Genomic DNA, 14,805 nt, shown 5'->3' on the forward strand with positions numbered 1-14,805 from the left:
TCAAGACTATAGTTAAGAAAATATATACACTTTTAATATAACCACTGTGAAAACTGTATTTGATCCTCCCAATCACGAAATACTACCAATAGAACGCTCCATTAGACGTTTAGAACGGGATTTATTACGTATGGGGGCTTTAGTAGAACAATCATTTCGGCTGAGTCACCAAGCCCTATTTGCCGGGGACTTAATCGCAGCGGAACAAATACCCCGGTTAGATAAAAAAATTGATCGCTTTTATCGGCAAATAGAATCAGACTGCACAACTATTATCATTCGTCAAGTACCCACAGAAAGAGATTTGCGCTGTATAAGTGCTTTTATGCAATTGGTGCGTGACTTAGAACGAATTGGGGATTATGCCGAAGAGTTAGGGGAAATTGCCATTAAACTCTTCCCTTATCCTCAACATAGTTCCTTACCAGAAATTGCAATTATGTCCCAGCACGCCCAAGCAATGTTAGCAACTTGTTTAGTCGCATTGGCAGATTTAGACGAAACCAGTGGACAAAGAATGAAGCAGTTAGATGATGCTGTAGATAATGCTTATGAGCATCTTTATCAAACCTTTGCCCAACAGGAAAATATTTCTGGCGTAATTGAGCCAATTCTCTTGTTAACTTTAGCAATTCGTTGTTTAGAACGCATGGCAGATCACGCAACTAATATTGCTCAACGAGTTACATATATTGTTACAGGTCAGCGATCGTAAATTGGATATTGATCCCCATCAATACATACCATAGACAGGGTATAATCTCAAATTTATCAAATAATAAATAAATCATAACCTTGTATAAAAATTTTGATATTTAGTTGTTTTAATTGCCATTAATGATGTAGAATCACTAGAGAACATTTATGTATAAGTTCCCTTGGGACTTTACCATAGACTGGATTCATTATAGGTGTGAGAGAGATTGAAATTTATGAAAAAAGCTTTTTGGAATATCCTCAAGGTTAGCCCCGTCCTAGCTTTGACCTTACTAACTGGTAACAGTGCCTTTGCTGGTGAAGCTAACGAAAAAGTGACAAGTGTTGCTGAATTATCCCAAGAGTCCAACAGCTTGGGTCAAATAACATCCGTTTCTCAGTTTTCCGACGTACAACCCACAGATTGGGCGTTTCAAGCTTTACAATCTTTATTTGAACGTTATAGCTGTGGAGTTAGTGGTTATACTAACGGTACTTTCCGTGGTAATCGCGCCTTGAGTCGTTATGAATTTGCGGCTGGTTTAAATTCCTGCTTAGACCGCGTTAATGAACTCATTGCTACCGCAACCGCTGACATGGTGAGCAAGCAAGATTTAGCTACCTTACAGCGTTTGCAAGAAGAATATTCCACTGAACTAGCAACTATTCGCGGTCAAGTAGATGCTTTAGAGGCTCGTACTGGCGAATTAGAAGCTAATCAGTTCTCCACCACCACAAAACTATCTGGTGAAGCAATTTTCAGCGTATCCCAAGCTTTTGGGGATAAAGTAGCAGACACTGACACAAATCCCGATAATAACCCTGACCTAAACAGCACTGCAACCTTCTCTAATCGAGTGCGGTTGAGTTTGAACAGTAGTTTCACTGGTACAGACCAATTGCAAACTCGGTTGAATGCTGGGAATATTGCTAGTAATGCAGGTACTACCGGAACCAATATGAGCCGGTTGGGTTATGACACTGGTGCTACCGGCAATGCTGTTACTATTGACAAACTTAACTACGCCTTCAACTTGAGTAAAAAAGTTCGTGTCAAGATTGATGCTACTGGCGCTGAGTTAAACGAGAACGTCAATGTTTTCAACCCCGACTTTAGAAGCAGTGGTACAGGTGCTTTATCTCGCTACGGACGTTTCAGCCCCATTTATCGTCAAGCAGCTGACGGTGCTGGTATCACTGTTAACGTCAATCCTAATGGTAAATTGGCCTTGAGCGCAGCTTATTTTGCCACAGGTAGAAACAATGCAGCAGATCCTAGCGCACGGAGAGGACTATTCGATGGTAGTAATACACTGTTTAGTCAATTGGCTATTAAACCCAACCAAGCTATCAACATTGGCCTGACCTATGCTCATACTTATCAAGGTAGCGACAATCGTTCATTATTCGGAGATACTGGCAGTGCCTTCGCTAATAATGCTGGTAATGCTGGTAGTGAATCTAACAACTACGGTATACAAGGTACCTTGCAACCCACAAAGAATATCACCCTGGGCGGTTGGGCAGGTTATACAACAGCTAGTACCTTAGCAGGCATTCCACAAAGTGCTGAAGTTTGGTACTGGGCTACTACTTTGGGTATCAAGGACTTCGGTAAAGAAGGTAATACTTTGGGTTTAATCTTCGGTCGCTCACCTAAAGTCACTGGTTATAAACAAAGTGGACAATCTGTTATCAATGCACTAAAAGATATAGGTAGAGAATCAGGCACTTCTTATCATATAGAAGGTCTTTACAAGGTGAAGCTTTCTGATAATATCCTTGTTACTCCAGGTGTAATAGTCATCTTGAATCCTGAGCATAACGACAAGAATAGCACCGAGTACGTTGGTACTTTACGGACTACCTTCACTTTCTAGAATCAACTGAGATTAATAGTTTAGTATGAGTAGGGGTTTAGCAGTGCTAAACCCCTAGATTTATTTGTGAAATATCTCTCGTTCCCATACTCTGTATGGGAATGAATTCTATAAGGCTCTGCCTTTAATAATACAATTAGGCAGAGCCTACATCATGGCATTCCCAGTCAGAGACTGGGAACGAGATAACCTCTTAGCTTTACGCAAAATATAATTCATATTAAATTAAGAATAAAAAAGAGACTAATGAATTCAATAGCATCTACCTTAACTTCTATTCTCAGCACCGAAAACGCCGTTATATCGTGGGAAAATCTTACCCCCACTCAACAGCATAATATCCAACAAGGAATAGACCCCAAAAGCCAGCCTAGTTGTGTCATTTATCCCCATAGCCAAGCAGAATTAGCCGCCGTTATCACCACTGCCAACAGTCACAAATGGCGTGTTCTAAGCTGTGGTAGCGGGAGTAAAATCAATTGGGGTGGTTTAGCTAAAAATATTGATATTATTGTCAGCACCGAACGCATTAACCAACTCATAGAACACGCTGTAGGTGATTTAACTGTCACTGTCGCAGCAGGGATGAAATTTGCCCAGCTTCAGGAGATTTTAGCTAAACATCACCAATTTTTAGCACTTGATCCCGCTTTTCCTAATTCTGCTACTATTGGTGGTATGGTTGCTACTGCCGATACGGGTTCTCTGCGGCAACGTTATGGTGGTGTGCGTGACCAACTTCTAGGTATAACTTTTATCCGCGCAGATGGTCAAATCGCCAAAGCTGGGGGAAGAGTCGTTAAAAATGTGGCTGGTTACGACTTAATGAAATTATTTACTGGTGCTTACGGGACATTAGGAATTATCAGCCAAGTCACTTTTCGAGTTTATCCCATTCCTGAAACTTCGGGAACAGTCATATTAACTGGAAAACCTGAAGCTATATCCCAAGCAGTGAGAACTTTACAAAGTTCGGAATTAACACCAACTCAAGTTGATTTATTATCAAGTAAGTTAGTTACTAATTTAGATTTGGGAACAGGAATAGGTTTAATTACCCGTTTTCAAAGTATTAATGAAAGTGTCCAAGAACAGTCAAAACGACTTTTAGCAATTGGCGAAAAGTTAGGTTTACAGGGGGTAATTTATTTGGGAAATCAAGAAGCTGATTTATGGCAACGATTACCAGAACAAATACATTCTCATGTGACAGAATCTACAATTACCTGCAAAGTAGGAGTATTACCAACTGCGGCTGTGGAGATTATCAATCAAATAGATATTGGTTTAATTCATATTAGCAGTGGTTTGGGTTTAGTCCGTTTAGAAAATCAAGATCAAATTTTGCCTTTGCGGAATTTATGTCAAGCAAATTCTGGTTTTTTAAGTATTTTATCTGCACCTGTTGAGTTAAAGGAAAGGTTTGATGTTTGGGGGTATAATGGTAATGCTTTGGCAGTAATGCGGGGAATTAAAAGACAGTTTGATGGTAATTTTATTTTAAGTCCTGGTCGCTTTGTGGGTGGGATTTAAGTTTTAATTAAAAACGAACCGCAGAGGCGCAGAGGTCACAGAGGTTAAGAGGGGAGAAATATAAATGCAAGTTTCGGAAGGTTCGGTGAATAATACTGCTAGTATTAAGAATTTGCAGGGTTTTGATGGAAGTCATCCACCTGATCCTAAGTTAATTGATAGTTGTGTTCATTGTGGTTTTTGTTTGTCTACTTGTCCTAGTTATCGGGTATTAGGTAAGGAGATGGATTCTCCCAGGGGACGGATATATTTAATGGATGCTATTAATGAGGGTGAAATTGCTCTCAATACGGCTACTGTTGAACATTTTGATTCTTGTTTGGGTTGTCTAGCTTGTGTTTCTACTTGTCCTTCTGGTGTGCAGTATGATAAGTTGATCTCGGCTACTAGACATCAGGTGGAAAGAAATTATAATCGCAGTTTACCTGATAAGTTGGTTCGACAATTGATTTTTTCTCTGTTTCCTAATCCTGATCTTTTAAGAATTTTACTTTTTCCTTTATTAGTTTATCAAAAGTTAGGAATTTCTCAGGTATTGCAAGCAACTGGGTTAATTAAAGCCATATCTCCCCGGTTAGCAGCTATGGAATCTATTTTACCGGAAATTACTCTTAAATCTTTTCAGGATAATTTACCAGATATCATCCCAGCGAAGGGTGAAAAAAGATATCGGGTGGGTGTAATTTTAGGATGTGTGCAACGTCTGTTTTTCTCTGGTGTCAATGAAGCGACGGTGCGGGTTTTAACTGCTAATGGTTGTGAGGTGGTAATTCCTAAGTCTCAAGGTTGTTGTGCGGCGCTTCCTGAACACCAAGGACAAACGGAACAAGCGAAGGTTTTAGCAAGACAAATGATTGATAGTTTTGCTGATACTTATGTGGATTTTGTGATTATCAATGCTGCCGGTTGTGGTCATACTTTGAAGGAATATGGTCATATTTTGGCAGATGATCCAGAATATGCGGAAAAAGCTAAAGTATTTGCCGCGAAAGTTAAGGATTCACAGGAGTTTTTAGCTAATGTGGGTTTAACTGCTAAACTTTCACCTTTGACTGATAAAAATCTGACTTTAGTTTATCAAGATGCTTGTCATTTATTACATGGTCAAAAAATTAGTGTTCAACCTCGTCAACTGTTAAAACAAATTCCGGGTGTGACTTTAAAAGAACCTATTGACGCGGCTTTGTGCTGTGGTAGTGCGGGGGTTTATAATATGTTGCAACCGGAAGTTGCGGAAGAATTAGGTAAACAAAAAGCCCAGAATTTAATCAATACTGGTGCAGATTTAATTGCTTCTCCTAATCCTGGTTGTAGTTTGCAAATTAGTAAATATTTACAGGGGAAAACTATTTCTGTCATGCACCCAATGGAGTTATTAGATTATTCAATTCGGGGTGATAAGTTGGATATGTAGAAAAATATAACATCCAGATCCCCGACTTCTGATATCAATTTATAATTTATTTATCAAGATAAAAAAAGAAGTCGGGTATCTTAGATCACTTACTGGTGTTATGAGGTACATATCTAGCGGGCAAGACTTGTACTGAGCTTGTCGATAGCGCAGCGTGGCGTTAGCCATAGTATGCCCGCACTACAAGAGTTTCATGATTCAACTTTGTACCTCATAAGAGCGGAAACCGCTGTATTTCAATTTATCATTTATTTACAAGCACGACTTACGCGAAATATCTTTCAAATCCTCATTTCTCTGTGACCTCTGTGCCTCTGTGGTTCGTTATTCCATGAATGTTGCGTAAGTCCTAACAAGATAAAAAAGAAGTCAGGGGTCTTATTTATCGTTCCCAAATTAAGTTCATTGCCTTTTTTATGATTTCTTCTTGTTGGACTAATTTGCTTAATTCTTCTGCTTCATATTGACCTTCAAAAGCTTCGATTGCTGCTTTTTCTAATGCTAAATCATAAGCATCTTCTAGGGTTTCTGCTAATTCTGTTTCACTCATGTAAGTTCCTTTCGCTTTTTCACGGGAATTACTGCGTTGAATTTGTTTGACAGAATTGCGAATAGAAAGATTCCAAGACCTAGTGGTGCGATTTTCAGCAGATTGCTTAATTAAGTGTAGAAGTAAAATGATGCCATAACTAAATATTTTATTCAGTTTATCAGATTTGCTCATTTCTTCTAATTCTTCGACAATTAATAAGGCTTCTGTGATATTTCCTTGGTGTAGGAGTTCTTTGAGGGTAAGTAGTTCTTCCATGTGGTTGATTTTCCTAATTTTTCATCGCTAAGGTTAATCCGTCGGCTATGGGAACTAAACTCAGGCTAATTCGGGAATCTTCATGTAGTTTGTGATTCAAAGCCCGAATTTTATTAGTTTGATTGTCTTGTATTTCTGTATCTGCAACTTTACCTGACCACAACACATTATCAATGGCAATTAGTCCACCGGGGCGAATTAATTCAAGACATTGCTCATAATAATTATCATAGTTACCCTTATCAGCATCAATAAACGCAAAATCAAATGTCCCCGCTTCCCCCACTGTCAATAAATTATCTAATGTTTCCAATGCTGGGGCAATATGCAGGTCAATTTTATCAGCGACTCCCGCTTCTTGCCAATAACGTCGAGCTACACTGGTATACTCTTCACTAACATCACAGGCGACTATTTTACCATCTGTGGGTAAAGCCAAAGCTACTACTAAGGAACTGTAGCCAGTAAATACACCGATTTCTAAAGTTTTTTTTGCTCCTATTAACTTAATTAATAATGCCATAAATTGCCCCTGTTCAGGAGATATTTGCATGATAGACCTGGGCATTTCAGCGGTTTCTTGACGCAGTTGGGTTAAAATAGTTGGTTCGCGCAGGGAAACTGAAAGCAAATAATCGTATAGGTTTTGTTCTAAACCCAGGGTCTGTTTTGACATGATTTATATTTATTAATTATTTTATGATAGTTCTTCCTTATCAGTTCTATGATAACAAATTTAAAATCAAATGTCAACCCCTAAATCCTCTTTCAATCCTGAATCAGGATACCCAGGATTTCAGGATTTTCAGGATGTTGTTTAATGATTGTTTTTGAGGAAGTGGTGATTTTTTTAGTCTGAATCAGGATATCCAGGATTTCAGGATTTTCAGGATGTTGTTTAATGATTGTTTTTGAGGAAGTGGTGATTTTTGGAAGTTAGGATATTTTAAAGATGTTGTTTTATGCTCTTCTTTAGATGGTTAGTTTACAGCATTTTCGCAATTACCAATTACCCATCCTGAAAATCCTTAAATCCTAATATGGCTTGCGCCACGCTACGCTATCAGACAAAATCATCTCCAAAATCCCCACAAACAAGCATTAAACAACATCCTGAAAAATCCCAACTTCCCACAAACAATCATCCAACAACATCCTGTAAATCCTTAAATCCTGGATATCCTGATTCAGACTAAAAAAATCACCAACTCCCCACCAAAAATCATCCAATAACATCCTGAAAATCCTGAAAATCCGAAAAGCCTATATATGGGCGCACACTTTTCCACTCATAACACAAGCATAACTCAAGCTTTGAGATTTGTCAAGTCTAAATTGTCAGAATCAGGATATCCAGGATTTGAGGATTGACAGGATGAACAGGAAAATCAGTTGTGTAATTAATTCCGTCTCATTACTTAAAATCTATGGCGTTTCTCAATCTCTGAGTCTCTGCGCCTCTGCGTGCAAAAAATCATCCCATTAATCAGCAACACCAAATCCGGGGAGTTTATGTAGAGATGTTGCAAAGATAGGATTTTCTGAAGAAAGGGCTTATTTGCCCCCTAAAATTAAAGATTATTCTATAAACTTACTCGCGTCAGAGGAGGTATTCATGAGCCGTCCAATTATTCTGGGTATTGTTGGTGATAGTGCTGCTGGGAAAACAACCCTGACTAGAGGGATTGCTCAGGTACTAGGTCCGGAAAATGTGACTATTATCTGTACAGACGATTACCATCGTTACGATCGCACACAACGGGCAGAAATCGGCATTACGGCACTCCATCCTGATTGTAACTATCTGGATATCATGCAGCAACATTTATCGCTGCTACGGACAGGACAGGCGATTCTCAAGCCGGTTTACAGCCACTCTACGGGGACTTTTGAACCACCGCAATATATCAAACCCAGTAAATTTGTGATTATCGAAGGGTTACTAGGTTATTCTACCCGTGTAGCCCGTGATGCTTATGATGTCAAGGTTTATCTTGCCCCTCCTGAATCACTGCGCGCTGATTGGAAGGTGAAACGGGATACTCAAAAACGCGGTTATACTCCAGAACAGGTATTAGCAGAATTAGATAAACGCGAACCAGATTCGGAACAGTATATCCGTCCTCAGCGGCAATGGTCTGATATTGTGGTCAGTTTCTATCCTCCTAATGATGAGATTGATGACACTAATGGACGTTTAAATGTGCGCTTGGTGCTGCGTCCTTCCATTCCTCATCCTGATTTTACGGAAATTATTCACGCTGGTCATAGTGATTCCCAGTCGGCTATTCGCTTGGGACTAGATAGAGATATGGGAAAACCGGTGGATGTTTTAGAGGTTGACGGTCATGCAACTTTGGAACAGGTGAATAAAATCGAACAGATTATGTGTAACGATATGCCGCATTTAAATAGTGTGTGCGATCGCGAAAGTAATCCAGAATTGGGTAAAATTGCGGGTACAACTGGAGAAACACTGCAAAGTTATCCCCTCGCTCTAACTCAGTTAATTATTACTTACCATATGCTCAAAGCTACGCAAATTTACCAGTAAGTAATTCCGGGTAGTATCTACAAAAATTAAAGATATTGTCAAAAAGGAATAATTGTGTCCAAAAATAAGGGATAAATAATGAGTTAGCATTCAGCCCCCAGTCCTCAGCAATCAGCCTTAAAATCTGAAATACAGGTAATTAAATCAATACCCCCTCTTCTTTGCTATTTGCTATTTCTGCTTTTCGCTGATAGCTGATAGCTAAATGCTATGACAATTATTCCCAATTCAAAATTCCCAATTGGTATGACTTATTGCCTGAGAATAGCCGACTTACCGGAAAATGAACGCCCCCGTGAAAGGTTAATGACTCACGGACCGAAGATTTTAGCTACAGCGGAATTAATCGCTATTTTGCTGGGTACTGGACAAGGACCTGGTAAATTATCCGCAGTTGGTTTAGGGCAATATATATTACAGCAATTAGGTAAAGGTCAGTGTGACCCCTTAGCTGCTTTACGAAATGTCTCCCCCGCTGAATTAATGGAAATTCCCGGTGTGGGACCAGCAAAAGCGACAACTATCCTCGCTGCAATTGAATTGGGTAAACGGACTTTTTTATCTCGTCCCTCCGACGGAACAGTAATTGATAGTCCTATTGCTGCGGCTGCGGTGCTGAGTCAAGACTTGATGTGGCAAAATCAAGAAAGATTTGCCGTATTATTATTGGATGTGAAAAATAAGTTATTAGGCACAAAAGTAATTACAATTGGGACGGCGACGGAAACGTTAGCCTCTCCCCGTGATATCTTTCGAGAAGTTATTCGTCAAGGTGCTACCAGGGTAATAGTTGCCCATAATCATCCTTCAGGGAGTTTAGAACCCAGTGAAGCAGATATAGAATTGACTCGGCAATTATTAGCCGGTGCGGAACTGTTAGCTATTTCCATTTTAGATCATTTAATCTTAGGTAATGGCACTCATCAGAGTTTAAGAGAAATTACAACTTTATGGGATGATTGTCCGCAAGTTGATTGATATTTCTACCTTTTTTGTTCTAGGTCTTCTACTGCTTTTTCTGTGCGGGTATTGGGGGTTTTGGTACGCTTAATATTAGGAAATAAGTCAATAGCAAAATTATTCAAAGCTATCCGGGTTTGAGTGCTGGATTTTCCCAAAGCACCTGGTAATACCTTATCTCCCACTGTTATAAAGAGAATAAAGGCAATAAAAAAAAAGGGTATGTATCGTTTCATCTTCAATTCCTCGCTAATTAGAGATTACAATTGATAACTAAGTAGGTGAACGGAAAAAAACCGTAGACGCGGAGCGGCTTCTCGAAGAGTAATATGTAACCAAAAGTAAAATCGCCCAAACCCTCTTCACTCTTGCCTATTGCCTCTTGCCTATTGTCTTGCCATAACGACGATTTTCAATGCTAACCTACTTATCCTTAGAGAATGCCCAAATTATCATCAAAACAATAACTTACAAATAATATTTTTTTCTGAATCTGATCTTCAAATAACATGATCTCACAAAAATTTTCAACAGTTAATTTATACTATTTGCCTAAATATCTGCAATTAATGGCGTATAATATTTAAAATCAGGATATACTGTTAACCATGGATTTTATCACCATTTTAGGATTACTTGCAGGTGGATTAACCACTATTGCCTTTTTACCGCAAATGTTGCAAATATGGCGCACAAAATCAGCGAAAGATGTTTCTTATGTGATGCTGATTGTCTTCATGAGTGGTTTGTTTCTGTGGTTAGTCTATGGGATTATCCTCGGTGCTTTCCCAGTTATTCTCGCCAACGCGGTGACATTATGTTTTAACTTGATTATTCTATGGCTTAAAATTAAATATAGATAACTCTACTAAAAAAACTGTGACATCATCTGTATTTAACTCTGAACGCCTTCTGTTTACGCCCGCAACCCCCAATCACGATGCTATTCCCGTAATTTTCGCCTTTCCTAATGAGTATACGGTGGGGATAACTAGTCTGGGTTATCAGGTGGTATGGGCGACTCTGGCTATGCGTGAGGATTTGCAGGTAAGTCGCTTATTTACTGATATTCGGGAACAACTTCCTAGACATCCAGAATTATTAGGTTTTTCTATGTCTTGGGAATTAGATTATGTGAATATTTTTAATCTGTTGGAATCTTTAGAAATTCCGATTCGGGCTAATTCTCGCAATCAAAATCATCCTTTAGTTTTTGGTGGTGGACCAGTTCTAACAGCTAATCCTGAACCTTATGCTGAATTTTTTGATGTGATTTTATTGGGAGATGGTGAAAATCTGCTGGGTGATTTTATAGATACTTATAAAAAAGTCAGAAATGCTGATAGAGAAACTCAGTTAAGAACTTTAGCCCAAGTTCCGGGAATTTATATTCCTAGTTTATATGTAATTGAATATATCACACCAGATGGGGAAATAAAATCAATTAATCCTATTTCATCGGAAATTCCCCCAATTATCCAAAAGCAAACTTACCGAGGAAATACTCTTTCTGCTTCTACTGTTGTCACAGAAAAAGCTGCTTGGGAAAATATTTATATGGTGGAAGTGGTGCGAAGTTGTCCCGAAATGTGCCGCTTTTGTTTAGCTAGTTATTTAACTTTACCTTTTAGAACTGCGAGTTTAGAAAATTCTTTAATTCCGGGAATTGAACGGGGTTTAAAAGTTACAAATCGTTTGGGTTTGTTGGGGGCTTCTGTTACTCAACATCCAGAATTTACAGAATTACTAGATTATATTAGTCAACCAAAATATGATGATGTGCGGTTAAGTGTGGCTTCTGTGAGAACCAATACAGTTACAGTTAAATTAGCTGAAACTTTGGCAAAACGCGATACAAGATCATTAACAATTGCTGTCGAAAGTGGTTCGGAAAAAGTGCGGAAAATTGTCAATAAAAAATTGGATAATGATGAAATTATCCAAGCAGCTATCAATGCAAAAGCTGGTGGTTTGTCTAGTTTAAAACTCTATGGAATGGTGGGAATTCCTGGGGAAGAAGCAGAAGATATAGACGCAACTGTAAAAATGATGCAGAGTGTCAAAAAAGCTGCGCCTGGTTTACGGTTAACGTTGGGCTGTAGCACATTTGTACCCAAGTCACATACACCATTTCAATGGTTTGGGGTTAATAAGCAAGCAGAAAAGCGGTTACAGTTATTACAAAAGCAAATTAAACCCCAAGGGATAGAATTTCGACCAGAAAGCTATAATTGGTCAATTATACAGGCTTTGTTGTCGAGAGGCGATCGCCGACTTTCTCAATTATTAGAATTAACCCGTGATTTCGGTGACTCTTTGGGAAGTTACAAACGGGCTTTTAAACAACTAAAAGGACAAATTCCCGACTTAGATTTTTATGTTCATAGTAATTGGTCAACTGAGAAAATTCTACCTTGGAATCACTTGCATGGACCATTACCTCAGTCTACACTAATTAAACATTTAGCAGAAGCTACTAACTCAGAATTAAATCATCAATAATGCACACAGATACCATATTCTACCAAATCTTCCTCACCTTCCATACTCTATTATTTGAACTACTGGGACAACCCCCAGAAAATGCGGCAGGTTATCAATTTACTTCTGTAGAAGTCAAAGAAAAAGCCTTTCGATTTGATGGAATATTCATGCCAAATAGTGAAGAAAAACCTATCTATTTTGTAGAAGTCCAATTTCAAAACAAACCAGAGTTTTACTGGGAATTAATTACAGAAATCAACATTTATCTCAATCAATATAAACCAGAACAAGATTGGCAAGCAGTAGCTTTATTTGCGAAACGGAGTTTGGATGTAGAAAAATTAACTAATTACCAACAAGAATTAGTCAATAGTGGTCGAATCAAACGAATTTATTTAGATGAAATACCATCAGGGTCAATAGGGATGGGATTAATTGAATTAATTGTCAGTAAAGAAAACCAATCACAGGAATTGGTGAAAAACTTGATGACAAGAACAAAGACAGAAGTTAGCAATGATAGTGAAAGACAAGGTATTATAGAATTACTGGAAAGTGTTTTGATGTCAAAGTTTTCACAATTAAGTCGTCAGGAGATAGAAGCCATGTTTTTAGTGAGTGATATTAAGCAAACAAGGGTATATCAAGAAGCTAAAAAGGAGGGTGAACAAGAAGGAAGACAAGAAGGAAGACAAGAAGGAAGACAAGAAGGAAGACAAGAAGGTGAGAAAAACTTGCTGCTGCGAATATTATCGAAACGGTTTGGGAAATTGAATGATAGCTACATTGAAAGTATTAACAGCTTGAGAATAGCACAGCTAGAAGACCTGGGAGAAGCATTATTAGATTTTGGAGATATTAGCGACTTGGAACAATGGTTAAAATCTCACACAGAATCATAGATTTAGATAGTTTACAAATGACCCAAATTATTACTCAAGTAGACGCTTTCACTAATACTCCATTCAAAGGAAATCCTGCGGCTGTATGTGTTTTAGATAGTCCAAAATCTGAAGCATGGATGCAAAATATTGCCCAGGAAATGAATCTATCAGAAACCGCTTTTTTAATTAAACAAGATGATGGGTTTAATTTGCGCTGGTTTACTCCGACGGTAGAAGTTCCCTTGTGTGGACACGCTACCTTGGCCAGCGCTCATGTATTATGGTCACAAGGGCATTTATTACCAAATCAAGAAGCGCGTTTTTATACAAAAAGTGGTGTACTTGCAGCTAAACTAGAAAATGATTGGATTCAGTTAGATTTTCCGGTGAATCTTTCTCAAGCTGTAGAATCACCTCCAGAATTAAGTCAAGTTTTAGGAGTGAATTGTAAATCTGTTGTCCAAAATTCTCTCGGCTATTTAGTAGAAGTAGAATCTGAGCAATTAATCAGAGAAATGCAGCCGAATTTCCAACAGATGAAAACTCTCACTAAGGCTGATATTATCGTTACTAGCATTGCTGATTCTGACTCGGAATATGATTTTGTCTCCCGCTTTTTTGCCCCCACTTTAGGGATTAATGAAGATCCGGTAACAGGTGCGGCACATTGTTGTTTAGCCCCATTTTGGCGGGATAAATTGGGAAAAGATGAATTTTTAGCCTATCAAGCTTCTAGTCGGGGTGGAGTAGTCAAAGTGTACTATCCTGGAGCAACCCGCGTCTTTATATCTGGACAAGCTGTAACAGTAATCCAAGGAAAATTAACTATAGGTTAAGAATATATGAGATCCCGCAGATCCCCGACTTCTTAAAGAAGTTGGGGATCTTAGTAGACAAGGATTAAGTTAATATTTGTAATTAAATTTTTAGATTTCAGATGACACTTATCGGGCATTATTGACGGTGAACCTCCTTTAATGCAGGAAGTTGAGCAGTAAATAAATTGAGGTTTCCATTTTTTATAGGTGATAATGTTAGTAATACCGTCCTAAAGAGGGATGGTGATTTGATAAAAATGTTAGAGTTCAGAAGGAGAAATCCCTGTAAATACTGAATTTTTACATAAATTAACCCATACTAAAAACTCAAAAAATGACCATTAACCGTGCAGCTAATAGAAATTTACTTCAAAAATCAGATTGGCCTGTAAAAGATTTACCAGGATTGAGTGCAGAAGATCAAGCTCAATTAAAGAATTGTGGCATTAATACCACAGAAGAATTAATTAATAGAGGAAAAACTCCAGAAGAGAGAATAGTATTAGCGGGTAAATTACAGGTAAATATCCATTCTGTGAATAAATGGGTTGTTTTGGCAGGTTTAGCCCGTGTTCCCAGTGTAGGAACTCAGTATTGCGGTATATTGCTTCACTCTGGGGTTATTTCCATAGCCCAATTAGCCCAAACTCCGACTCACAGATTACATAGACAAGTTATGCGTTTGCAAGTAGCAACATTGCATAACCGGGATTTGTGTCCAGCAGTTGAATTGGTGCAACAGTGGAGTCATCAAGCGCAAGCAATGGGTAATTA

14 protein-coding genes are annotated in these 14,805 nt (G+C 38.4%); 11 read left to right on the forward strand and 3 right to left on the reverse strand.

The features are described from left to right. Positions 1 to 46: 46 nt before the first annotated feature. The 4 genes from phoU to FJR08_RS11715 all read left to right on the forward strand — a co-directional run bounded on the left by phoU (position 47) and on the right by FJR08_RS11715 (position 5,523). Positions 47 to 715 (forward strand): phosphate signaling complex protein PhoU, encoded by a 669-nt coding sequence (gene phoU / locus FJR08_RS11700; RefSeq protein ID WP_015080593.1) that lies wholly within the window; start codon positions 47 to 49, stop codon positions 713 to 715. Between the two features lie 217 nt (positions 716 to 932). After that, positions 933 to 2,576 (forward strand): iron uptake porin, encoded by a 1,644-nt coding sequence (locus FJR08_RS11705; protein WP_168633271.1) that lies wholly within the window; start codon positions 933 to 935, stop codon positions 2,574 to 2,576. Positions 2,577 to 2,822: 246 nt separating this feature from the next. Then, entirely contained in the window at positions 2,823 to 4,109 is a 1,287-nt protein-coding gene (locus FJR08_RS11710; protein WP_168633272.1) for an FAD-binding oxidoreductase, read from the forward strand. A gap of 64 nt (positions 4,110 to 4,173) precedes the next feature. Continuing rightward, positions 4,174 to 5,523 carry a (Fe-S)-binding protein gene (locus FJR08_RS11715; protein ID WP_168633273.1) on the forward strand — a complete coding sequence of 450 codons (1,350 nt, stop codon included), beginning with the start codon at positions 4,174 to 4,176 and terminating at the stop codon, positions 5,521 to 5,523. A 382-nt stretch (positions 5,524 to 5,905) separates the two neighbouring features. On the opposite strand, the gene FJR08_RS11720 is transcribed toward FJR08_RS11715, so the two are convergent. Together FJR08_RS11720 and FJR08_RS11725 are read right to left on the reverse strand one after the other, a co-directional pair. Further along, positions 5,906 to 6,331, reverse strand: a complete 426-nt coding sequence (locus tag FJR08_RS11720) for a DUF29 family protein (protein WP_168633274.1) — start codon at positions 6,329 to 6,331, stop codon at positions 5,906 to 5,908. Positions 6,332 to 6,344: 13 nt separating this feature from the next. Further along, the gene (locus FJR08_RS11725) at positions 6,345 to 7,007 is read right to left on the reverse strand and encodes a class I SAM-dependent methyltransferase (RefSeq protein ID WP_168633275.1); all 663 of its coding nucleotides are present in this window, start codon (positions 7,005 to 7,007) and stop codon (positions 6,345 to 6,347) included. 939 nt (positions 7,008 to 7,946) lie between these two features. Between FJR08_RS11725 and FJR08_RS11730 the strand changes: the two genes are divergently transcribed. Together FJR08_RS11730 and radC are read left to right on the forward strand one after the other, a co-directional pair. Continuing rightward, on the forward strand, positions 7,947 to 8,885 hold the full coding sequence (locus tag FJR08_RS11730; RefSeq protein ID WP_168633276.1) for a phosphoribulokinase: 939 nt from the start codon (positions 7,947 to 7,949) through the stop codon (positions 8,883 to 8,885). A 246-nt stretch (positions 8,886 to 9,131) separates the two neighbouring features. Further along, positions 9,132 to 9,863: a DNA repair protein RadC gene (radC, locus tag FJR08_RS11735; RefSeq protein ID WP_015080602.1), complete on the forward strand. Its 732-nt coding sequence runs from the start codon at positions 9,132 to 9,134 to the stop codon at positions 9,861 to 9,863. A gap of 5 nt (positions 9,864 to 9,868) precedes the next feature. On the opposite strand, the gene FJR08_RS11740 is transcribed toward radC, so the two are convergent. After that, positions 9,869 to 10,081, reverse strand: a complete 213-nt coding sequence (locus FJR08_RS11740) for a hypothetical protein (protein WP_015080603.1) — start codon at positions 10,079 to 10,081, stop codon at positions 9,869 to 9,871. A 372-nt stretch (positions 10,082 to 10,453) separates the two neighbouring features. Between FJR08_RS11740 and FJR08_RS11745 the strand changes: the two genes are divergently transcribed. The 5 genes from FJR08_RS11745 to FJR08_RS11765 form a co-directional block, all read left to right on the forward strand. Then, positions 10,454 to 10,708 (forward strand): SemiSWEET transporter, encoded by a 255-nt coding sequence (locus tag FJR08_RS11745; protein WP_168633277.1) that lies wholly within the window; start codon positions 10,454 to 10,456, stop codon positions 10,706 to 10,708. A gap of 16 nt (positions 10,709 to 10,724) precedes the next feature. Further along, positions 10,725 to 12,347, forward strand: a complete 1,623-nt coding sequence (locus FJR08_RS11750) for a radical SAM protein (RefSeq protein WP_168633278.1) — start codon at positions 10,725 to 10,727, stop codon at positions 12,345 to 12,347. Continuing rightward, the gene (locus tag FJR08_RS11755) at positions 12,347 to 13,231 is read left to right on the forward strand and encodes an Rpn family recombination-promoting nuclease/putative transposase (protein WP_168633279.1); all 885 of its coding nucleotides are present in this window, start codon (positions 12,347 to 12,349) and stop codon (positions 13,229 to 13,231) included. Before FJR08_RS11750 ends, FJR08_RS11755 begins: the two co-directional genes overlap by 1 nt. Positions 13,232 to 13,248: 17 nt before the next feature. Beyond that, positions 13,249 to 14,049 (forward strand): PhzF family phenazine biosynthesis protein, encoded by an 801-nt coding sequence (locus tag FJR08_RS11760; RefSeq protein WP_168633305.1) that lies wholly within the window; start codon positions 13,249 to 13,251, stop codon positions 14,047 to 14,049. Positions 14,050 to 14,365: 316 nt separating this feature from the next. Continuing rightward, positions 14,366 to 14,805: DUF4332 domain-containing protein (locus FJR08_RS11765; RefSeq protein ID WP_015080608.1), on the forward strand; the 440-nt coding region annotated here is incomplete at its 3' end.

It is taken from the genome of Dolichospermum sp. UHCC 0260, assembly GCF_009711985.1.
GTDB classification, from domain to species: Bacteria; Cyanobacteriota; Cyanobacteriia; order Cyanobacteriales; family Nostocaceae; genus Dolichospermum; species Dolichospermum lemmermannii.